16 protein-coding genes are annotated in these 21,895 nt (G+C 59.6%); 10 read left to right on the forward strand and 6 right to left on the reverse strand.

The genetic code is table 11. The features are described 5' to 3' along the window. Positions 1–92 precede the first annotated feature (92 nt). The 4 genes from JQ609_RS19340 to JQ609_RS19355 all read right to left on the reverse strand — a co-directional run bounded on the left by JQ609_RS19340 (position 93) and on the right by JQ609_RS19355 (position 6,133). Entirely contained in the window at positions 93–1,706 is a 1,614-nt protein-coding gene (locus tag JQ609_RS19340) for a phosphoenolpyruvate carboxykinase (protein ID WP_212274561.1), read from the reverse strand. A 242-nt stretch (positions 1,707–1,948) separates the two neighbouring features. Next, complete coding sequence (locus JQ609_RS19345; RefSeq protein WP_212274562.1) at positions 1,949–2,980, reverse strand: NAD-dependent epimerase; 1,032 nt, start codon at positions 2,978–2,980, stop codon at positions 1,949–1,951. A gap of 100 nt (positions 2,981–3,080) precedes the next feature. Then, positions 3,081–4,478, reverse strand: coding sequence for an HlyD family type I secretion periplasmic adaptor subunit (locus JQ609_RS19350; protein WP_212274563.1), 1,398 nt, complete (start codon positions 4,476–4,478; stop codon positions 3,081–3,083). An 11-nt stretch (positions 4,479–4,489) separates the two neighbouring features. Further along, a complete protein-coding gene (locus JQ609_RS19355; RefSeq protein WP_249128186.1) occupies positions 4,490–6,133 on the reverse strand; it encodes a type I secretion system permease/ATPase in 1,644 nt (547 codons plus the stop codon). Between JQ609_RS19355 and JQ609_RS19360 the strand changes: the two genes are divergently transcribed. The 10 genes from JQ609_RS19360 (at position 6,105) to JQ609_RS19405 (ending at position 18,715) form a co-directional block, all read left to right on the forward strand. Beyond that, a complete protein-coding gene (locus tag JQ609_RS19360; protein ID WP_212213776.1) occupies positions 6,105–6,437 on the forward strand; it encodes a hypothetical protein in 333 nt (110 codons plus the stop codon). The genes JQ609_RS19355 and JQ609_RS19360 overlap by 29 nt on opposite strands. A gap of 202 nt (positions 6,438–6,639) precedes the next feature. Continuing rightward, positions 6,640–7,728 carry a glycosyltransferase family 1 protein gene (locus tag JQ609_RS19365; RefSeq protein WP_212274565.1) on the forward strand — a complete coding sequence of 363 codons (1,089 nt, stop codon included), beginning with the start codon at positions 6,640–6,642 and terminating at the stop codon, positions 7,726–7,728. A gap of 144 nt (positions 7,729–7,872) precedes the next feature. Further along, a complete protein-coding gene (locus tag JQ609_RS19370; protein ID WP_212213658.1) occupies positions 7,873–9,021 on the forward strand; it encodes a glycosyltransferase family 4 protein in 1,149 nt (382 codons plus the stop codon). Between the two features lie 536 nt (positions 9,022–9,557). Continuing rightward, entirely contained in the window at positions 9,558–9,836 is a 279-nt protein-coding gene (locus JQ609_RS19375; RefSeq protein WP_212213661.1) for a hypothetical protein, read from the forward strand. Positions 9,837–10,410: 574 nt separating this feature from the next. Next, the gene (locus JQ609_RS19380; protein ID WP_249119125.1) at positions 10,411–11,601 is read left to right on the forward strand and encodes a polysaccharide biosynthesis/export family protein; all 1,191 of its coding nucleotides are present in this window, start codon (positions 10,411–10,413) and stop codon (positions 11,599–11,601) included. Between the two features lie 378 nt (positions 11,602–11,979). Further along, complete coding sequence (locus JQ609_RS19385; protein WP_249128188.1) at positions 11,980–13,209, forward strand: glycosyltransferase family 4 protein; 1,230 nt, start codon at positions 11,980–11,982, stop codon at positions 13,207–13,209. Positions 13,210–13,283: 74 nt separating this feature from the next. Further along, positions 13,284–14,483 (forward strand): glycosyltransferase family 4 protein, encoded by a 1,200-nt coding sequence (locus JQ609_RS19390; protein ID WP_212213667.1) that lies wholly within the window; start codon positions 13,284–13,286, stop codon positions 14,481–14,483. A gap of 317 nt (positions 14,484–14,800) precedes the next feature. After that, positions 14,801–15,955, forward strand: coding sequence for a glycosyltransferase family 4 protein (locus JQ609_RS19395; RefSeq protein ID WP_249128189.1), 1,155 nt, complete (start codon positions 14,801–14,803; stop codon positions 15,953–15,955). Positions 15,956–16,065: 110 nt separating this feature from the next. Further along, on the forward strand, positions 16,066–17,223 hold the full coding sequence (locus JQ609_RS19400; RefSeq protein WP_312014871.1) for a glycosyltransferase family 4 protein: 1,158 nt from the start codon (positions 16,066–16,068) through the stop codon (positions 17,221–17,223). A 223-nt stretch (positions 17,224–17,446) separates the two neighbouring features. After that, positions 17,447–18,715 carry a hypothetical protein gene (locus JQ609_RS19405; RefSeq protein WP_312014872.1) on the forward strand — a complete coding sequence of 423 codons (1,269 nt, stop codon included), beginning with the start codon at positions 17,447–17,449 and terminating at the stop codon, positions 18,713–18,715. A gap of 4 nt (positions 18,716–18,719) precedes the next feature. Here the strand turns inward: JQ609_RS19405 and JQ609_RS19410 are convergent, their stop codons facing one another. Both JQ609_RS19410 and JQ609_RS19415 read right to left on the reverse strand, forming a co-directional pair. Beyond that, a complete protein-coding gene (locus tag JQ609_RS19410; RefSeq protein ID WP_212274569.1) occupies positions 18,720–19,964 on the reverse strand; it encodes a glycosyltransferase family 4 protein in 1,245 nt (414 codons plus the stop codon). 233 nt (positions 19,965–20,197) lie between these two features. Further along, a complete protein-coding gene (locus tag JQ609_RS19415; RefSeq protein ID WP_249128191.1) occupies positions 20,198–21,502 on the reverse strand; it encodes a glycosyl hydrolase 53 family protein in 1,305 nt (434 codons plus the stop codon). Between the last annotated feature and the right edge of the window lie 393 nt (positions 21,503–21,895).

Raw genomic sequence — 21,895 nt, forward strand, 5'->3', positions numbered from 1 at the left:
TTGGTGTCGATATTTCTTATGGGGCGCCTGTTTGGATTATCCCAAGACAGGCGCCGATTATTTCCAGCGACGCGGAACTGTCATGCCCTTGGTCACTCCGCCGCGAGCTTCACTTCCGGTGCAGCAGCGCGGACGTCGGCGTCGACCTGGGCTTCGAATTTCGCAAAATTCTTCTGGAACATGCCGACCAGCGCGCGCGCGGTCTTGTCGAATTCGGCCTTGTCCTGCCAGGTATTGACGGGATTGAGGATGTCGCTGGGGACACTCGGCAGCGCCGTCGGCACCGCAAAACCGAAATATTTGTCGGTGCGGAATTCGACATTGCGCAGCGAGCCGTTGAGCGCCGCGGTCAATAGCGCCCGCGTCACCTTGATCGGCATCCGGCTTCCGGTGCCGTATTTGCCGCCGGTCCAGCCGGTGTTGACCAGCCAGCAATCGACATTGTGCTTGGCGATCAGCTCGCGCAGCATGTTGCCGTAGACCGACGGATCAAGGGGGAGGAACGGCGAGCCGAAACAGGTCGAGAATTCCGGCTGCGGCTCGCTGCCGAGACCACGCTCGGTGCCGGCGACCTTGGCGGTGTAGCCGGACAGGAAGTGATACATCGCCTGCGCCGGGGTCAGTTTGGCGATCGGCGGCAGCACGCCGAAGGCGTCGGCCGCCAGCATCACCACGTTCTTCGGCTGGCCGGCACGTCCGGTGCGCGAGGCGTTCGGGATGAAATCGAGCGGATAGGCCGAGCGGGTGTTTTCGGTTTTCGAACCGTCATCGAAGTCAGGCACGCGGGTGCGCTCGTCGAGCACGACGTTTTCCAGCACCGCGCCGAAGCGGTTGGAGGCCGCGAAAATCTCCGGCTCGGCTTCCGGCGACAGCTTGATGCACTTGGCATAACAGCCGCCTTCGAAATTGAAGACGCCGTCCTTGCCCCAGCCATGCTCGTCGTCGCCGATCAGCGTGCGCTGGGGATCGGCCGACAGCGTGGTCTTGCCGGTGCCGGAGAGGCCGAAGAAGATCGCGGTGTCACCGTCGGGGCCGACATTGGCCGAGCAGTGCATCGGCAGCACGCCCTTGGCGGGGAGATAATAGTTCAGCGTCGTGAACACGCTCTTCTTCATCTCGCCGGCATAATAAGACCCGCCGATCAGGACGATCTTGCGGGCGAAGTCGATTGCCACGACGTTCTCGGACTTGCAGCCGTGGCGTTTGGGATCGGCGCGGAAGCTCGGCAGATCGATGATGGTGAGCTCCGGCACGAAGCTGGCGAGATCAGCAGCTTCAGGGCGGATCAGCAGCGTGCGGATGAACAGCGAATGCCAGGCCAATTCCGTAAAGACGCGGGTCTTGATCTGGAACGAGGGATCAGCGCCGCCATAGAGATCCTGCGCGAACAGCGTCATGCCTTCGGCGTGCGTGAGGAAATCGGCATAGAGCGCGTCGAACTGCTCTGAGGTGATCGACTGGTTGCCGGCCCACCACATCTTCTCGGTGGAGGCGTCGCGCACCGTGAACTTGTCCTTCGGACTGCGGCCGGTGAATTCGCCGGTGTCGGCGCACAGCGACCCATCGGCGGAGAGCACGGCTTCGCCTGACGACAGCGAATATTGGTAGAGCTGCGGCGCTCCGAGGTTCCAGCGAACCTCTTTGAGTTTCTTTAAACCGAACTTATCGGCGCCAAAGGCACCGTTACGCACGCCTGTCTCTTGCACGAAGGATCTCCATCAATCACCGCACGACCTAGCGGTCGATCACGAAATGCGAATGACAATGAAACGCAAGAATAGTGCCACGAGCCGCGGCCTACCTACTCAAGACGACGGGCAGGCATGCAACAGCATCATGTCCGGCACAATCTGCCCGAATTGTAGTCGCGGGGCGTGAGATCTCCGGGCAGTTCGCCGGTGAGGCCGGCCGTAACCATTTCTTTTCTCGCCCGGATGGGCCGTGCCGGTCAGCCCGCCACGCCATGGTAACCGCGATACCATTCGACAAATCGCCGCAGGCCCTCAGCCAACGGCGTCGACGGCGAGAAGCCGACATCGCGTTGCAGCGCCGATATGTCGGCACAGGTCTCGAGCACGTCCCCCGCCTGCATCGGAAGGAGATCCCGAACCGCCGGCTTTCCAATGATCTGTTCGAGCGTCGAAACAAAATCGAGCAAATTTACCGGCTGGTTGTTGCCAATGTTATAGACCCGATACGGAGCCGCACTTGTGGCGGATTCAGGCCGCTCCGCATCCCAGGCCGGATTCGGCGCAGCCGGACGATCCAGGGTGCGGATCACTCCCTCCGCGATATCGTCGACATAGGTGAAGTCGCGCCGCATGTTGCCGTGGTTGAAAATCCTGATCGGCTTGCCTTCGAAAATCGCGCGCGTGAAGAGATAGGCCGCCATATCCGGCCTTCCCCACGGGCCATACACGGTAAAGAACCGCAGGCCGGTGACCGGAAGCCGGTGCACATGGGCATAGGTGTGCGCCATCAGCTCGTTGGCTTTTTTACTTGCGGCGTAGAGGCTGACCGGATGATCGACCGAGTGCTCCGTCGCGTACGGAAGCGTGCGGTTGGCGCCGTAAACGGAACTCGAGGAAGCAAAAACCAGGTGCTTCACGTTATGTCGGCGGCTGCTCTCCAGCACGGTGACGAACCCGTCGCAATTCGCCCGGATGCAGGCGATCGGATCGTCGATCGATGCGCGAACGCCCGGCTGCGCGGCAAGATGCACGACGCGATCGGGTCTGACCGCATCGAAAACAAGTTTCGTCGCGCTGGAATCCGCAAGATCCGTTTCATGAAATGCGAAGCCCGTGTGCTGCTTCAGGTAATTGAGCCGGGCGCGCTTCAGCGCCGGATCGTAATAGGGCGTGAGCGCGTCGATGCCGACAACCTGCTCACCACGCGCGAGCAGCCGTTCGCACACCTGCATGCCGATAAATCCGGCGGCCCCAGTGACAATCACAGGTCCTAAAGTCGACACGGTCATCCTCATTCGGTCCGCGCATTACCAGCGTAAGGCAACTCGCCACGCTTCAAGCGCAATCTGCCAAATTCGTGTGCAGAGTATTTAAATCGCCTTCGCGCGTTCAATCCCTGAAAGACGTATGCAGGGCATCCGTCAGCGGCGACACGATATATTCCAGCGCCGTGCGCTCACCGGTCGCGACCACGACGTCGGCCTGCATGCCCGCGATCAGCTTGTCGCGGTAGCGTTCATCGAGCTTGGCATCGGAGAGATCGATGAGGCCGAGGAAATAGGGCTGCTTGGTAACATCGTCCACCAGTCTGTCATGCGAAATGGATGCCAGCTTTCCGGTCATCATTTGAATCCCGCGCGCGCGAAGACCCGGGAAACGAATTTCGGCGGTCTGCCCCACGCTGAGATGTTCGATCGAGTTGACGGGAAGCTGGGCGTGAACGACGAGCTTTTGGTTGCTGGGAACGATTTCCATCAGCGATTCGCCGGCACGAACGACCTGTCCGACCGTGAACACCTTCAGATTCTGTACGGTGCCTGCCCGCGGCGCGCGAATATCGAGGCGCGTGAACAAGTCCCGCGCCACGATCAGCTTTTCCTTCGCGGTGTTTATCTTCTGGCGCGTTTCCAGCAGCTGGGCCGATACTTCCTCCTGGAATTTCTGCTCCAGCTGCATCACCTGCAGGCGCGCTTCGCTGATTCCGTTGGTCGCTTTCGCCGTATCCGCGATGGCACGGCCGACGATGCCCTCAAGGCGCGTGCGCTCCCTTTCCATGGCAAGCACGCGCGTGATCGGGATCAGTCCCCGCTCCTTCAGCGAACGAAGGCCCGTCAACTCCTCGTCGAGGAAACCGATCTGCTTCTCGGTCGACGACTTCTCGACGCCGATGCCTTCCATTTCCCACCCGAGCTGCTGAATCTTGGATTCGATCAGCGTGATCTGGGTCGCACGCGAGCGCTTGCGCTCTTCAAATTGCAGCGTCTGGTCCTGGACGATCCTGGCCAGGACCGGTGAAGCGGCCTGCCGCTCCAATAGTTCCGGAGGAAAGGTGATGCGATCGCGGCGATCGATTTCGGCAACCAGCGACGCTTCCAGCGCGAGTGCGCCGTCGAGTTGACTGCGCACCGTCTCAAGCCCCGAACTGGCCTGCAGCGGTGACAGGTTGACCAGCAATTGCCCTTCAACGACGGACTGGCCCTCCCTGACGGAAATCTCGCTCACCATGCCGCCTTCGAGGTGCTGCACCACCTTGCGGCTGTCCTCGATCATGACGACGCCCTGCGCAACGACGCCGCGGTCGAGCGGTGCGACAGCCGCCCATCCCCCCATCACTCCGAAAGTGAAAATGATCAGCGTGTATCCGGCGATCGCCGTTTTGCCTTGCGCATGGACGAATGGCTGCGAATCGGGGACGCGCCGGGGAATACCTGCCTTGAAGCGCGCAGGAATTGAAAACCATGCAGGAATTGAAGACCATGCAGGAACTGAGAAACCAACTTTGAACATGATGCCTGACCTCAGCCTGCCGCAGCCCGAACGGGCACTGGAGGAGCGATCAAATGCTTGAGCACGTCGTGGCGCGGACCAAACACCTGCGCCATGCCGCCCTCCAGCACGAGAATCTTGTCGGCGACGGTCAGTACGCTGATCTTGTGGGTAATCAGAACGACTGTGGTGCCGAACGAGCGAAATCGGCTGATGGCCTGGACCAGCGCTTCCTCGCCACCCTGGTCCAGACTTGCATTGGGTTCGTCGAGCACGACCAGGGACGGACGATCAAAGAACGCCCGCGCCAGCCCGATGCGTTGGCGCTGACCGCCGGATAGCGTGGCGCCCCCCTCGCCGACCGCGGTATTGTAGCCGTCCGGCAGGAGCTGGATCATCTCGTGACATCCGCAAAGTCGGGCGGTCTCGATCACCGCTTCGCTGTCGACCTCCTGAAACCGCGCGATGTTCTGCGCGACGGTTCCGGAAAACAGCTCAATGTCCTGCGGCAGATAACCGATGTAGCGACCGCGTTCGCGCGGATTCCAATGCGAAAAATCGAAGCCGTCGAGACGCACATTGCCTGACGACGGTCGCCACACGCCCGTAATCACCCGAGCCAGGCTGGATTTTCCGGCGGCGCTCGGGCCGACAATGCCCACGACTTCGCCCGGTCGTGCTTCGAACGAGATGTTCCGCAAGGTGCTGCGGGACTGTTCCGGAGGCCCTGCGGTGACCGCCTCGAGCGTCAGATGGCCGACCGGCCGCGGCAGGCTCACCCGCTTCGGCTCCTCGCCGGCGACGGCGAACAATTTGACAAGCCTGCTCCAGCTGTTGCGCGCGTTGGTCAGCCCCTTCCAGTTTCCGACGACGCCTTCGACCGGAGCAAGGGCCCGCCCGACAAAGATCGAGGCGGCGATGATCATGCCCGCGGAAATCTGATTGTGGATCGCAAGATAGGCGCCAAGGCCAAGCACCATCGCTTGCAGGAACATGCGGACGAACTTGGACGCGGCCGCCATCAACCCCGACCGTGTGCCCGCGATTGCCTGAAGATTGAGCACATGGGCATGTTGCGCAATCCAGGTCTCGCGCAGGACATCGAGCATGCCCATGGCGTGAATGACTTCGGCATTGCGCAGGGCAGATACGGCCTTCTGATTGGCCGCGATCGACGTCTTGGAGGCCTGGCTCATCGGGCCCGTGGTGGCGAGCTCACTGGCAAGCGTCAACAGGAAGATGAGAGCTGAACCGACCAGCGCGATAGCCCCGAACCAGGGGTGAAGAAAGAAGCAGGTCACGATGAAGATCGGCATCCACAGCAGGTCGCACAGCGCAATCAGGGCGGGACCGGCGATGAACTCGCGAACAGAATCGAGGTCCCGCAGCGTTTGTCCCTGGGCAAGGCGAGGGAAATGCAGGCCGGCGGAGTGCGTTGCATCAAAGACCGAGCCGGCCAGCTTGCTGTCGACGGCGAGGCTGGCCTGAACCATCAGGCGCGAGCGCAGCATCTCAAGCAGCGCATTGATGATCAGGAGATAACCTACCAGCAGCGTGATGCCGAGCAGCGTGGTCTCGTTGCGGCTGCCGATCACCCGGTCATAGATCTGCAGCATATAAAGCGGGCTGGTGAATGCGAGCAGATTAATGAAGAAGCTGAAAACCACCGTCGTCATGACTGCCGGAACGCACGACCTCACGCCGTTGACGAGAACGGCGCTTGCCTTAATTGGACCAGACCCAGCCATTGCGAAAATCCCGCTCCACCATTCTGCGCTGATCCAACAAGGAAACATGCCCGCGCACGTCCCATGCGCGCAGAATGTGTGCTTTTTGTTGCGCGGTGAGTTCCATCTCCACTCAATTAAATCCAGCCGACAGCGCGCGCCCGATCAACATCAAACCAAATTCGTTCCTAAACAATTAGCACGCTGCAAGATTCATGAAGCCGACATGCTCGTTTGGTTTGCTTTTGATTGAACCTCTCTTGCCAGCACGGCATGTGCTGATTTAACGGAGGCAGCATGCGTGCGGAACGGTTCCCACGGATGGTTCGCCATGCCAGACTTCGCCTTGCCAGACTTCGCCTTGCCAGAATTGGCACAATTCGAACTCACTCCCTCGTGCCCACTAACAAGGCAGCAACGGGCGCTGGGTGCGTGAAAGCTGAAGAAGATCGTCTTTGAAAATTTTCATCAACGGTAGATTCCTGTCGCAATCGCTTACGGGCGTTCAGCGCTATGCCGCCGAAATGGTTAAGGCCATGGATCGCCTGCTGGCGTCCGGGCAAGCCGCGCAGCCCCTGCTCGCGGCGGAATGGCAGCTCCTCGCCCCGCCCAACGCGAAGGCCGAGCTCGACCTCGCCGTCATCAGGACCAGACAGGTGGGCCAACGGACCGGGCATGCCTGGGATCAGATCGACCTTGCGCGGGCGTCGGCGGGCGGCCGGCTGATCAGCCTCGCCAACTCCGGGCCGGTTCTGCACCGTAACCACCTCGTCGTCCTGCATGACGCACAGGTGTTTCGCCGGCCGGATTTCTTCAGCCGGAGCTACCTGATGCTGCATCGGACGCTGGGCCACCTGCTGGCCCGAACCGCGACAATCGCCACGGTTTCCGAGTTCTCGCGGCGCGAACTCGCCGCCGCCCTGCGGCTGGCACCGCCGGCCATTCCGGTGTTTTCCAACAGCGCCGAGCATTTTGCGGCAACAGTGCCGGATTTTGGGGTGATCGACCGGTTGGGCCTCGTTCCCAACAGATACTTTCTCTTCGTCGGGTCGATGACGAAAAACAAGAATGTTTCGCTGGCGATCCAGGCGTCGGAGCGGCTGGGCCGCGCGGATATTCCGCTCGTCGTGGTCGGCGGCGACAACAGCAAGGTGTTTTCGGACGGCCCCACCGCCGCAAGGGCCGGAGTTGTGATGGCGGGCCGGCTCAGCGACGAAGAGATCGCGGCGCTGTTTTCGCGGGCAAATGCGTTTATTTTCCCCAGCCTTTATGAAGGCTTTGGTGTGCCTCCGCTGGAGGCAATGTTCTTCGCCTGTCCGGTGATAGCGAGTACGGCAGAGGCGGTACGCGAGACCTGCGGCGACGCCGCCGCCTATTTCGACCCGCTCAGCGTGGACCAGCTGCATCAGCGCATGCTCGAAAGAATTGCAGCCGGAGGCATCTCCGGCCCCGAGCGGCAGAAACAGGAATCACGCCTGGCAGCCTATTCCTGGGATAAATCCGCTGCCGCCATGTTGCGTTTTCTCGAAAAACCACCAGTTTAAAATTTAAATAAACGTATTAAACCTGAACAAAGGCAGGAACCCACCACATCGCGGCCCAATTATTGCTGCGTAATGGGGTCAGCCTTGTCGTATCAGCGCGAAGAAAATGAAGGATTAAGGGTGCCCAGCAGTCAGGTTAGAACCATGAGAGTTCTGCATGTCGCCGAAACGATCCGGGGCGGCATCGCGACTTATCTCAACGAGCTGCACCCCCATCAGCGCACCAGCCTCGGCGCCGGCAACGTGCACTACGTCATTCCATCCGGTCATCGGACCGATTTGGTTGGGATCGAAGATGCGGAGATCACGGAATTCGGCCGTTCGGACCGGGGTGTTTCGGGCCTGTTCCGGATGCTGGTCGCGACCCTGCGCGCGGTGCACCGCCAGCAACCGGATGTCGTTCACCTGCACTCCTCGTTTGCCGGACTGGTTCTCCGCCCGTTCCTGTTGCTGAGGCGCAAGCGGCCGCGGGTCGTTTACTGTCCGCACGGCTGGGCGTTTTCTCGCGAGACGGGCCGGCTGAGCCATCAGGTCACCAAAATCACGGAAGGTATCCTCGCCAAGATCACGGATCGGATCATCTGCATTTCGAGGGATGAATACAAAGAGGGGGTTCAGGCCGGAATTGACCCCGATCGCCTGGTTCTTGTGCACAACGGTATTTCGAAGCACCGCCCGCTGCTCGATACGGTCTCGGCGATATGGCCTTCGGACAAGACCAAGGTTCTGTTCATCGGCCGCCTCGACCGCCAGAAGGGGTACGATCTCCTGACCGAAGCCGCCCGCGCGCTCGAGGACCAGGTGGACGTCCGGATCGTCGGGGCTTCGGTGATCGGCAAATACAAGGATGAGGGGCGTGCGCTTCCCTCCAACGTCTCGTTGCTGGGCTGGCAGGATCGGCACCAGATCGAGGCCCAGCTCGAAAAGGCCGATCTCGTCGTCATCCCCTCACGCTGGGAGGCCTTCGGCCTCGTCGCCCTCGAGGCGATGCGGGCGGCCAAACCGATCATTGCCTTTCGCATCGGCGCATTGCCGGAAATCGTCGAAGATGGCGTGACGGGTGTGCTTTGTGAACCTACTTCCGCCGCCCAACTCGCTGAAGGGTTTCGGCGCGCGCTGAAGCTCGATCTGCCTGCGGTCGGTCAGCGAGGCTACGAGCGCTTCAGACAGCTTTATGACATCGAGAAGACGCATCGCGTCCTGAGCCAGGTCTATGTCGACCTCGGTCGAGGCGATCACATCCGATCCCGGCAACAAGCCGAGCTGCAATCGGATTCGCCGAACAATTTCTGATCGTCGCCGCAGCCTTGCTGCTTGCTGCGCCGACTTAATTTTCAAAGAAATTTAATTTTCAAGGGCCTTAATTTTCAAAGGCCTGGACGCCGCGTTGAACGGCTGGCTTCCGGGCCTCGTCAAATTTCACCTGCCCAGCCACAGAAAGTCGACTCCGCGCGGCTTCTGGTCATCGCTGGCGGCGGACTCGTTGCCGCGCTCGCGCCTGTCGGAGAACGACCACCGTATCAGGACAGCGACGAGCAACGCGCAGGTCAAAAACCCAGCGGTGAACGCCAACAATGCCATCGGTAGGGCATCCATTTCGCCTGCCTCCCCTTTTCTCGTTTGAAGGGAGTATAGCTAGGGAGCCCGAATTAGTAAGTAGTTACATCGATCCAAGAGACTCGTGCTTAACGGCTGAAATCCCTAACAAATCTTGGACAACTGGCGATCGCTGCGGCGCGCGAAATATTGTTGCGCTGCGGCATCGATTTGCGGCGAGTTCCCCGTGCCAACTCATGTATAAGTGGCGGACGCCCTGAGGAGGCTTCCATTTGGAAACGCTGCTGTACGTTTTGGCAGGCTGGTTCGTGTTTAATATCCTTTTCGCCTTGGCAATGTACTTTCGACCGATCCGGCCAAATCCTGCCTCAACCGATAACCCGGCCAAATCTCACGCTGCGGATCCATCCGATGCCGCGAGCGGGCGTCAAATACAATTTGAATCGTCCGGTGGACGCGGCCATTCCATCGTCACCAGGGTTTTGTTCTTTGGCCACTGGCTAAGCGACCGCGTTCGCTCATCGATCGCCGCGAAGCAAGAACCCACCTAGCCGTTCAAATCCTGCGTGCGCCCGCTGCAGCCGATCGGGACGGCTGTCCTGGGCGCCCTGTATCCGCCCCTCGGGCGGGCGCACCGCAAGCGCGCCGAACGGCGTTCCGCGCCCGATCGTTCCGCCGCCTCGGGCTCGGCGTCCCAAGGATCATTCGGCGGATCATTCGGCTGATCGTTCGGCCGGTCGCTCGACCCTGCATGTCGACCTCGATCCGCGGCACCGCACTCATCCGCCGCGGCGTATGCGCGCCGTCGCCCTGATATTAAATAGTACCGAATAATACGGTATTTAATTTACCGCCGGACATGAAGGCGAGATCGTGACGAGAAAACGGCAGACTTACTGACCGATACACGCCATGCTCAAACTTTAGCCAGGTTTTGCTCAGAACCCTCTCAATGCAAGTTGCAAGAAGGTCACATGGACGAGGCTTTACCTCGGAAGGCGGTCGCTCGGGAGTGACTTCGGATCCGGATGGTTGCTACGGTTAAACCGGACGAAGAGTTTTAAATTGGACCAAGCGTATCACGAGGGTGCTGCAGTGATTGAAAGAAGAGCAAATGCAAGAGGGTTGATTTGTTCTTCTGCTCTTTTCGCGGCACTGGCGTTCGGCCTTGGCGGCTGCGCGGGCTTTATTCCGACGGATGCGCCGGATGGATCAGCGACGCATTCGAACGCTGCGATCGTCACGCAGCCATCGGCACCACTTCCCTACATCCTGATGCCGATCAATCCGGTGGTGCTGCAGGCCACCAATTCCTTCACCGACGGGGCGGGATTGGTATTTTCCAAATTGCCTGGCGGGAACTATCGCGATGTGACCATTGGCGTCGGCGATATCGTCACCGTCACCGTTTACGAAGCGCAGGCCGGCGGTCTGTTCATCCCGCGCGAAGCGGGCGTGAGGCCGGGTAATTTCGTCGACATTCCGCGCCAGCAGGTCGACCAGTCCGGCAACATCAACATTCCGTATGCCGGTTCGATCAAGGTATCCGGCCTCACCCCGCGCGCGGTAGGCAATATCATCCGCGAACGTCTCAAGGATCGCGCGATCGACCCACAGGCCGTCGTCAGCGTTGCAGAGCAGCGCGGCAACCAGGTTAGCGTGCTTGGCGAGGTCAACACGCCGCTGCGCTTTCCCGTCGATCCCGGCGGCATTCGACTGATGGGCGCCATCGCGCGTGCAGGCGGTCCTAAATATCCCTCTTACGAATCCACCATCACGATCAAACGAGCTGGCCGTACCTACAACGAGTCGATGTCGAGCGTGGTCCGTCATCCCGGCGAAGACATCTTGCTCGCTCCCGGCGACGTCGTCTTCCTGACGCGAATTCCGAGGGTGTTCATGGTCTTCGGCTCGACACCGTCGCCTGGCTCGATCGGTGGCACCAACAACCGCCGTTTCACCTTCGAAAACGACAGCATGACGTTGGCCGAAGCGCTGGCGAAAGCCGGCGGTCTGGACGGCATCCGCGCCGATGCCAAATCGATCTTCGTCTATCGCTTCGAACCAAAGCCGCTGCTGGAGAGGGTCGGACTTAACGTATCTCAATTCCCGACCGAGCTGGCGCCTGCCATCTACAAGTTCGACATGAGCAAGCCCGATGGCTGGTTCCACGCAGATTCATTCCGGATGCGCGATCACGACGTGATTTCGGTTGCGGAGTCGCCGTCGACCGAGTTCATCAAGCTGATGAACCCGCTGAACGCGGCGACCACGAATGCAGCAAATATCAGCGCCACCATTGCGAACTCGAGATAGACCAGGGAGCATCGCGCAAACTCGAACCGCACAAGCGAAGAAAAACGCGTTCAGGCAGTTGACCGCCGTAGCGAGTTGATAGCGCTTGGGTGAATGTGCCCGACGTAACGTCCGGCTGCCGGTGGCCGCGTCGTTGCTCGCAATGGCGCCGTGTACGAGAGCCCTTGTCTTGATCAAGAGTCGGAACACATCGGGCGTCAGGACCGCACGCTGTTCCGACATGCCTTGCAGCTGAAAAGGCATGGCAGGCGCTGACGAGACTGCCTATCTCTGTCGTCAAGCACCGAAGCCAATTGCCGCACCGGCATTGGGCATCGGAACCCGCTGCCGGTCGATGCAGATGGCCCGACTTCCCTCGCCTTCAATTTCCCTTGGCGAATGGAACTCTCGCACCGGCAAGCTTCCAACCAGAGGCGATCCTTGAGAATACTTATCGTCAATACGCTTTATCCTCCGGAGATCATCGGGGGCGCTGAAGTTTCCGTGTCCCTGCTCGCGCAAGCCCTTTCCCGCAACCACCATCAGGTTTCCGTCGTCAGCCTGCATGACGCGCGGAGTACCGCGGTCAGCGACATGAAGGGTGTCCGCGTCTACAGGCTCCAGATCGACAATGATTACTGGCCATTCGGCCGGGATCGAAAGCCATCGCGGCTGCAACGCCTGAAATGGCACTTGCGTGACACCTGGAACCGGAAGGCCGCCAAACGGTTCGCGGAAATCCTGGATATTGAAAAGCCTGACGTCGTCCACACCAACAATCTGACGGGATTTTCAGTGGCACTCTGGTCGGAAGCCAGGCGCCGCAACATCAGGATCGTGCATACGTTGCGCGACTACTCGTTGCTCTGCAAAAGGTCGACGCTTTTCAAGAATGGCGCTACCTGCGAGCGCCGATGCACGTCATGCGCTGCCATGACGGCTTCGTCCCGGCTGGCCTCGCGATTGGTCGATGCCGTCGCATCCAACAGCCAGTACGTGCTCGATCGACATCAACGTCTCGGATACTTTTCCGGAATTCCCGAACGCGTGATCTTCAACATTGCCGACACCAGCGCACTTGCCCCTGCGGCGGCCCCCTCCGATGAGGATGACCTGACATTTGGATTCATCGGACGGATTGAAGCCGAAAAAGGCATCGATGTCGTGCTCAAGGCCACAGAATTGCTGCCCGACACCGGTTGGCAGCTCAAGATTGCCGGTAGCGGGCTCGAATCCGATGTCCGGGAATTCAAAGCCCGTCACCCGAGCGACCGGGTGAAGTGGCTGGGCTTTGCCAAATCTCAGGATTTTTACGCCGGTATCGACGTCTGCCTGATCAGCTCGGTCTGGCCGGAGCCGCTGCCGCGCACCCTGATCGAGGGAATTAGCGCCGGCCGCGCCACAATTTGTTCCACTGCGGGTGGGATACCGGAGATATCGGGGTTTTCTAACCTTATCGGTATGTACCAACCAAGCGATCACCGCGAGCTGGCCGGACTAATGTTGAAGGGGATCGACGAGGCCGCTCGATGGAAAAAAAGCCTGCCTCCGCGACCAGACTTTGCGGAGAAGTTCACGCCTGAGACCATTACCCGCGAATATTTGGAGATGTATTCGGCCGACAGCTAGGGGGACCGTTCTGTACCAATGAGAACAATTGCAACCAATCGCTATGCGACCTTCACCGGGACGGCTCATTTTTGATGAGGGTCCTTGTTACAACATCCCTCTACCCGACACCGCTGGCTCCAAAGGTCATCGGCGGCGCGGAAATATTCGTACGCAAACTGGTCGAAGGCTTCGTCGCCAGCGGAGACAGTGTGGAAGTGATCCGCGCCGCGTCAGCCCCCAACCAGCAAACTGAATCATGCGACGATGTCGATATCTATTCCGAGCCGGTCAGTAACATCTATCTGCCGTTCACCGAACAACACAGCGCACCAATGCGGGGACTCTGGCACGCGGTCGAGGATTGGCGACGATCGACAAAACTGGTCGCCGACCGGATCAAGGCGTTCAGGCCTGACGTGCTGCATTCCAATAATTTGTCGGGCCTGACGACGGCGGTCTGGAAAGCCGCATCCGACCACGGCGTCCCTATCGTCCACACCTTGCATGATTATTATCTGACGTGCCCGCGATGTTCGCGCTTCTCCCACGGCAGCACCTGCACGCACACCTGTTTCAGCTGCAAGTTGCTGACCGTAAGCCGCCGCACTGCGACCAGGCAGCTCAGCGCGATCGTCGGCGTGAGCCAGCGCATTCTGGATATTCACACGGAGTTGGGCCTCTTCGCAGACACCCCGCTGCGCAAGGTCATCAGACACGCTTCGGCACTCCCCCCGGTCGCGCCCGAGCCCAGACGCCCGGCCGACCTCCTGACGCTGGGTTTCATCGGGCGCCTCACGGAGGAGAAAGGCATTTACAATCTGGTCAGGGCTGTCGGCACGTTGCCGCCAAACTCCGTCAAGCTGGTGATCGCAGGCTCTGCCAGCGCCGAGATGAAGGAGCGGTTGATTGCCCTGGCACCTGAAGCCCAGATCGAATTCCTGGGATTTGTCGCGCCCGAAACGTTCTATCGTCAAATCGACGTCGTGGTCATTCCGCCGATCTGGGAGGAGCCCGGCCCCATCGTGGTCGCTGATGCCCAGGCCGCCGGCAAACCCTTCCTCGGCACCCGCTTCGGAGGCATACCGGAGGCCGTTGCAAGGGGCGCGGTCGGATGGCTTACGGCGCCCGATCCCGACTCGCTGGCCGAAAGCATCAGGAAGATGTTGTCGAATCCTGACGAAGTAACAACGATGACCCGGAAGTTCGCCGACAAGAACAGTCAACGCACATTCTCGGAAGTCGTCGCCGAATACCGCGCGATCTTCGAGGAATTGCGCCACCGTGAGGACTAGCCGTGTGATGGAGAACGATGCGGCTCCGTTTTCTCAAGTATCCTGCCGCCAGATAGCTGCCAACCCTATCGTCGGCGCCCGTTAACAAGGATTTAATTTCCTGATGTCCTTCGGGCAACGGGACATTTAATACTGCACACGTTGTTGCGTGCAGTGCCGCGCGTTTCGGCTGGCAGCACCGCTTGGTGGAAGGTAAGGTCGAACGAGTCGATCGTTCAGGACCTGCTTCGCAACAAGGCACCGGCGGTAATCGATCGACACCGATGAGGCGATAGTTGAAGATACTTCTCGTAAACAGCCTTTACCCTCCGGAAATCATGGGAGGCGCTGAAGTTTCCGTTTCTCTGCTGGCGGAAGCACTGGCCCTCAGGGGTCACCAGGTTTCCGTGATTTGCCTTCACAAGGCGGCGGAAACCTCGATCAGCGAGATCAGGGGTGTTCGCGTATACAGGTTGCAGATCGACAACGACTATTGGCCATTCGACCAGGATCGAAAGCCGTCGCGGCTGCGACGACTTAAATGGCATTTGCGTGACACCTGGAATCGCGAGGCGGCCAAACGCTTCGGAGCGGTTCTCGATGCTGAGGCGCCCGACGTTCTGCACACCAACAATCTCACGGGATTTTCGGTATCGTTGTGGTCGGAAGCCAAGCGCCGCAAGCTGCGGGTCGTCCACACGCTGCGCGACTATTCCCTGATCTGCAAAAGGTCGACCCTGTTCCGCAACGGACAGACATGTACCCGCCGGTGCCCGGCCTGCGCGACCATGACCGCCCCTTCCCTGATTGCTTCGCGCATGGTCGATGCCGTCGTTTCGAACAGCCAATTTGTGCTGGATCAGCACCAGAAACTTGGCTATTTCGCCAACATCCCGGGCAAGGTCATCTTCAATATTGCCGACGTCAGCGAGGCGGCCCCGGTTTCGCCGCCCGCTACCGGCGATCTGGTGTTCGGCTTCATTGGACGGATCGAAGCCGAAAAGGGTATCGAGGTCGTCCTGAAGGCGGCCGAACTGCTGCCTGACGTAGGCTGGAGGCTGAAGATTGCCGGAAAGGGGCTCGAGCAGTACGTAGGCAGCCTGAAGGCCGGCCAGAAGAACGATCGCATCGAATGGCTTGGCTTTACGAAAGCGGCGAATTTCTACGCCAGCATCGACGTCTGCCTCGTCAGCTCGGTCTGGCCGGAACCGCTGCCGCGGACGCTGATCGAAAGCATTAATGCCGGCCGCGCAACTATTTGCTCGACGGCAGGAGGGATTCCGGAGATTTCGGGATTTTCAAATATGGTGGGCTCCTACGAGCCGAACAATTTTCGTCAGTTGGCCGAGCTCATGGTGAAGGCGGTCAACGACACAACGAGATGGAAGATGACGCAGCCGCTACAACAGGACTTTGCAGATAAATTCTCGCCGGAGTCGGTCACGCGGCAATACATGGAGGTTTATTCGGCCGGCAGTTCGAAAGCTCCCTGACAGGGAATAGTTTCAAGCATCCATTTTCTATTGTTCTTGGGGACGAGACTCCTTCAATGAGAGTTCTTATTACGTCATCCATCTATCCAACGCCGCAGGCTCCAAAAGTCGTGGGCGGCGCCGAGATATTCGTGCGCCGGCTTGCCGAAAGCCTGGTGGGCAAGGGTGACAGCGTGGAAGTGATCCGCGCAGCGTCCGCCCCCAACCAGGCAATGGAAGCGTGCAACGGCATCGATGTTTATTCGGCGCCGGTAAAGAATGTGTATTTCCCGTTCAGCAAACCTCATGGCGCGCCGATCCGGGCGGTCTGGCACGCGGTGGAAGACTGGCAGCAGACCGCGCAACTGGTTGCCGCACGGATACGGGCCTTCAAGCCCGATATCCTGCATTCCAATAACCTCTCGGGATTGACAACGGGGGTATGGAAAACTGCTTCGGACCTGGGCATTCCGATCCTTCATACCCTTCACGACTATTACCTGACCTGCCCGCGGTGCTCCCGCTTTTCGAACGGAAGCGCGTGCGCTCACACCTGCGTCAGTTGCAAGATTTTGACGGTCAACCGACGCAGCACGACCAAGCATCTCGACGCCGTCGTGGGCGTGAGCCAACGTATCCTTGATATCCATACCCAGTTCGGGTTGTTTGCCGATACGCCGCTGCGCACCGTCATTCGCAACGCTTCGACCGCCGATGTCGGCGACAAGGCCACGGAAAGTCCCGACGGAGTGGTTACCTTTGGATTTATCGGAAGGTTGACGCAGGAGAAGGGCATCTACAACCTCGTCCAGGCGGTTGCGGCAATTCCACCTCACCTGATGCGGCTTGTCGTCGCCGGCCATGCAACGGAAAGCCAGCGCGCGCATATCAAATCGCTGGCGCCCAACGCCCGAATTGATTTCCTGGGTTTTGTCGCACCCAGGGAATTCTATGAACAGGTCGATGTCGTGGTGGTTCCGTCAGTCTGGGAAGATCCAAGCCCGCTGGTGGTGGCCGACGCGCAGGCGGCTGGAAAACCGCTGCTCGGGACCCGCTTCGGGGGAATACAGGAAGTCATCGAACAGGATGTTACGGGGTGGCTGACGGCGCCTGACCCCGGCTCTCTGACCAAGAGCTTGTTGCAGATCACTGAATCCCCGCGGCAGATTTCCGATATCAGCCAACGGTTAAGAGCCGGGCTCAACAAATGGACCTTCGTCGACGTCGTCGCCAGATATCGCGATGCATTCGAGCGCGTCAGGCAATCCCGGGGAATGGCCAGATCATGATTGTCCCGGCCATAGCGGCTGAGAGCTTCGCCCCGGCTCGATGCCTGGGCTGGCCGCCAATTCGTGCCGGCCTGCGATGATCCGCCTCCTCGCGTTCGGCGGCTATGTTTTCCAGAGTGCGGCCGCCATCGCGCTCATTTTTGCCGTCAGCCATCTCCTGCCGCCCGCCAGCTATACTTCGTTTTCGCTCGCTTTGGCGTCAAGCCAGTTGCTGTGCGTATTCATGTTCGAATGGCTGCAACTTGCCGGCGTTCGTTTTCTCGCGGCGGCGGAGGGCGAGGACGCCGCGAGATTGCGGTCCTCGTTGTTCGCCGCGGGATTGTTGAGCGCCGCGGTGCTGGTTTCAGTCGGTAGTGCCGCCTCACTGATCGGCACTCTCGCGCCCCGCGTCGTCGCGCTTGGGTTGGCAATCGCGGTTCTGCAGGGACTCACCGACATGTATTTCATGGCGATCCGCGTGTCGGATCGGCTTGGTACCGCGGCGCTCCTCCTGATCCTGCGAGCCGGCCTCCTGCTTGTCGGCGCCGTTGCCGGCGCGAGCATCTATGCAACGGCGGAAGCCACTCTCCTTGGCATCGTATGCGGGCATGCGACATCCCTGGTCGCCGGCCTGTTTGCGCATCGCACGCCGCTGCGACGGGTACCCTGTCGTATCATGTTGGCGGACTGGATGGATTTCTCCCGCTACGGAATGCTGGCCGCCGGCGCCTCGGTGATCCATCTCTCCGTTCCGGTGATGATCCGTTTCATCGTTGTGAGCAGCTTGGGACCAGCAGCCCCCACAGCGACCGCAGCCTTTTTGATGGCGATCGATTTGCTGCAGCGGCCATTCTCGGTTCTCGTGGCCGCGATACACACGGTGAGTTATCCTGACGTGGTCGTCCAGTTCGAGCGCGGCACGGACGATGAGGCGCGGCGCGCGACGTCCCGGCTGCTCGACTTCATTCTATGCGCGACAACCGTCATGTTGGGCGGCCTGATCGGCTTTCTGCCGGATGCCAGCCGGCTGTTCGTTCCGGCCAATCTCCTGTCGAGTTTTCTGGCGGTGGCGCCGGCAGCCACCGTGTTTTACTTTCTTCATACCCATCTGCAGGCCACGCTTGCGGTGATCCCGCACTTAAGAAAATCCGCCACCAGGCTTGTGGTGGTCGCTGCGTGTCAACTGGCGCTGGTGTCGGTTGTTGCATCGATTGCAGCGGTGCTGCGCTTGTCTACAGCCGCTCAGGTTGCGAGCGCAGCCGTTGCGACCGCAATCGTCATATTGTGCGGCAGCGGCCCGATCATCCGTTTCGGCGTGGTTCCGAGATGGCTGCTGCTGGGCGTATCGATCGTTGCAGCCACCCTGATTGGAGCTTTCGCTGCAGTCCCTTCCGAGCCCCTACTCTGGCTGGCCGGCAAAATTGTCATCTCGGCCATAGCCGTCGCGCTGGTCGCCTGGCAGGGCGAGTTTCTGTCGGCCAGACACGCGGACCAACGTCCGGGCAAAGACTGATCCATCACGTCAGAGCGTAATCTTCCCGACCCTTCTCGGCTCGTTGCGGCTGCGCCGGAACTAATCCGTAGATCTGCAGGGTTTGATCGACCATCGGACCGACACCGAAATACTGCTGGGCTCGTGCGATGCAATTATTTGCCATCGCCTGCCGCCGGGCGGGATCAGCCAGCTTTTCGATCGCCTGGGCCAGCGCATCCACGTCCTCGAACGGAACGACGAAACCGGTTTGTCCGTTGATGATCTGATCCGAGGCGCCGCCGGCCGGCGTCCGGACCGGGACCAGTCCTGTCGCCATCGCCTCGGCAACGCCTAATGGAAACCCTTCAAAGCGGCTGGGAAGCACAAACACGTCGGCGGCCCATAGCGCCTCGCGAACGTCGCCCATGAAACCCAGAAACTTGAACGTCTGATTGTCCTTTTCATCGCCCGCATAGGCGAACGATTTGATCTCCTTCTCGCGGTCGGCGCCGCCGCTCCCGACAAAGAAGCACTTCAAATCGAGCGGAGGGGGATCGCCGCGGTCGCGTAGCTTTCGCGCCGCCTTGATCAGCAGATCGTGTCCCTTGACCCATGCCAGACGGGCCGCGAGCAGGCACATGAAGTCGCCTTCTTCCAGACCGAATCTTTTCCGTGCCTGCAGCCGCTCAGAAGCCGAAGGCGGACAGAAATGTTGGGTGTCAACGCCGCCATAGACTTTTGCAATTCCATCCTTCCGAAGCAAAAGATATCGGCTCAGGTGCTGGCGCGATTCTTCGGACATCAGGATCAGCTTGTGGGGAAAGAAGGCGTTGAAGAACAGTATCTGCTTCAGACTGAACTGTGACTTCGGCGCGTTCTGGGCATTTGCGATATTGCCGAGAACGGACGGGTGATAGGTCGCAACGCAGCGCGCTCCCGTCAGGAGAGACAGCAGCTTGCCCCATAACAGCATGCCGAGGCCGTGGACGTTGATGACCGTAATCTTTCGCTCCCTGATCAACTTCAGCAGCCGAAAGAATATCGCCGGCGACGGCAGCTTGCTCAGTCCGGGAATCTCGTGCCATTCCCTGACGGCCGCGCTCAGCTTTTTGCGCTTGTATTCAGACTTCTCGTCCGAGCGCACTTCGCCGGAAACCAGATAGATCTGCACGCCACGGCCTTGCAGGCCGGTCGCAAGCGTCTCGCAATACGAAGCAATGCCATCGTTGCAATTCACCACCTCAACCAGAAACAGGACATTGGCGCTGCCGGAAGCGACCTCGGTCATCGATTTATCTCTCTACTCGATCTCGTGAAACATAAGGCAGGGTTTAGCTTGGAAATCCGTCCCGATCGATGACGGATCTCCGTCGCCCGCCCGGTTTTTCTCCGATTTTCAGATTTTCTGATTATTCTCTGATGGGATTAATCTGTGATCGGATTATCAGGGTGCAAGATGCGGGCCGGGCGCACCGTCAATTCCCACCCGGGGATCGGCGTCACACGTCGGCCGGCCGCTCCTCATAGCCCTCTCTTTTCCAGTTCGGCGGCCTCTTCAGGGGAGAGAGGAGCCCCCGCAAAGCGGGAAACAAGGTACATCGCGATCTTTGGCGTCTTTAGATCGTACATCAGGCCGAACCGGTTTTCAGGCGGGGCTTTTGAGGGTTCATCGAGCAGTTCATAGATGCTGATGCTCTCGACGACGACATCCTTTTGGTCCCGGAGCGCGGTGAGCGTGTCGTTCAGGCTCTTCAGGCAACGCTCCGTCATATGGTCGCCGGGCTTGTTGCCATAATCCGGTTTGTAGATCTCGCCGCAATTGATCTCATTGAATATGACGGGCCTCCGATAGGTGGCCAGTTTCTTGAACAGGTTGAAGCGCGGATTGGGGCCATTCCAGGCTCTGTTGGGATTCTCTCCCAGCACTTCGTAATAATGGTAGGAAATCACATCAAACCCGACCCCGCGCGCGGCCATGAAGTCCAGGAAGCCGAACATCGTCGATGTCGTATTCAGAACCTTGCGCAAATGAAGTCCGTTTTCCTTGTTGATCTTGTCGATCGCGTCTGACGCGCCGCGCAGGACGGCCGCCCAATCTTCCATGATCGGCTTTTCAAACTCTTCCGCCGTGCCGCCGCTGCCGAACAATCTCTTGCCATCAGGACCGTGCGCGACGAGGTTCAACTCGTTCTCCAGTTCCCAGTCCTTGATATCGTGCTTGAACTGGTTGACGAAATCGTAGGTCCGGTTGAAGCCCTGGCGATACAGCGCCTCACGGTCGCCCTTCGGATAGTTGCCCGCATCCGTGCGATCTCCCCACCGGAAGGCGAAGCCGAACACGGGATGTAGCGTTACCCCGTGGGCCTTGCCCTGTGCGATCGCCCGCCTCAACATCGGGGCTTCGGTCGGTTCGGTGTCCTTGGTAAGATTCACACCCATCCTGAATTGCGTCAGGCCGCGCTCTTTCATGACCTTAAAGGCGGGCCCCAGATTCGCCCTGATGGCGGATGGCCCGTTGGTGCCCCACTCCAGGGCGTTAGCTGGCAACGAACTGATCGCGGCCGCAACCAGGACGAGGAGCGGAAGACCCAATTTCCGCGCGATGATCGCCGCGGCCGTCCGCTCAAACCCAGTCGCCTTCACAACGCTCATCATAATCACCTTCTGTGACGCCTTGGCTTTTCGAAACAAAAGCAAGGACCATGCGAAACCCGATCCACGCATGCCGTTGCTGCAATTTGCCGCGGTAAGGCGCTTTGCTTTAGCGCGCCGCAAAAGTCGGGTCCAGTCCGGGAACCGAATACAAATGCGGCCGGCCATTGACATTAAACGACCCATTTAATCCGATCGTTTGACCACAACGCGCCAAAACCGTGCCCTTTCAGCGCCGTGAGGAACATCCGCGGCAAATTCCCCGATCCGCCGGATGCGACGTGAAAAACCAACCTCCGATTAACCGTCGCAGACAAACCCGTATTATTTCGATCTCGACCGCTCACGACGTCCATGATTGCCTGCTTGGCAAGCAGCCAAGCATTCCAAGTAGGCAACGCAAGGCAGCCGCCGCCTTCAGTCCGTCATCATGAGAACAGACCAAGCTGCAATATCCAAGCTTGCCGATTCTGGCTCCCATTCCAGACGTCGCGCAAACAAACCGCCGGGAAATCCTTAGCAATGAAAAATCCCCTTGTTGCTTCCACTTTTATCCAAATCAAATAC

Source organism: Bradyrhizobium sp. AUGA SZCCT0169 (assembly GCF_018130085.1).
In the GTDB taxonomy this organism is placed as follows: Bacteria; Pseudomonadota; Alphaproteobacteria; order Rhizobiales; family Xanthobacteraceae; genus Bradyrhizobium.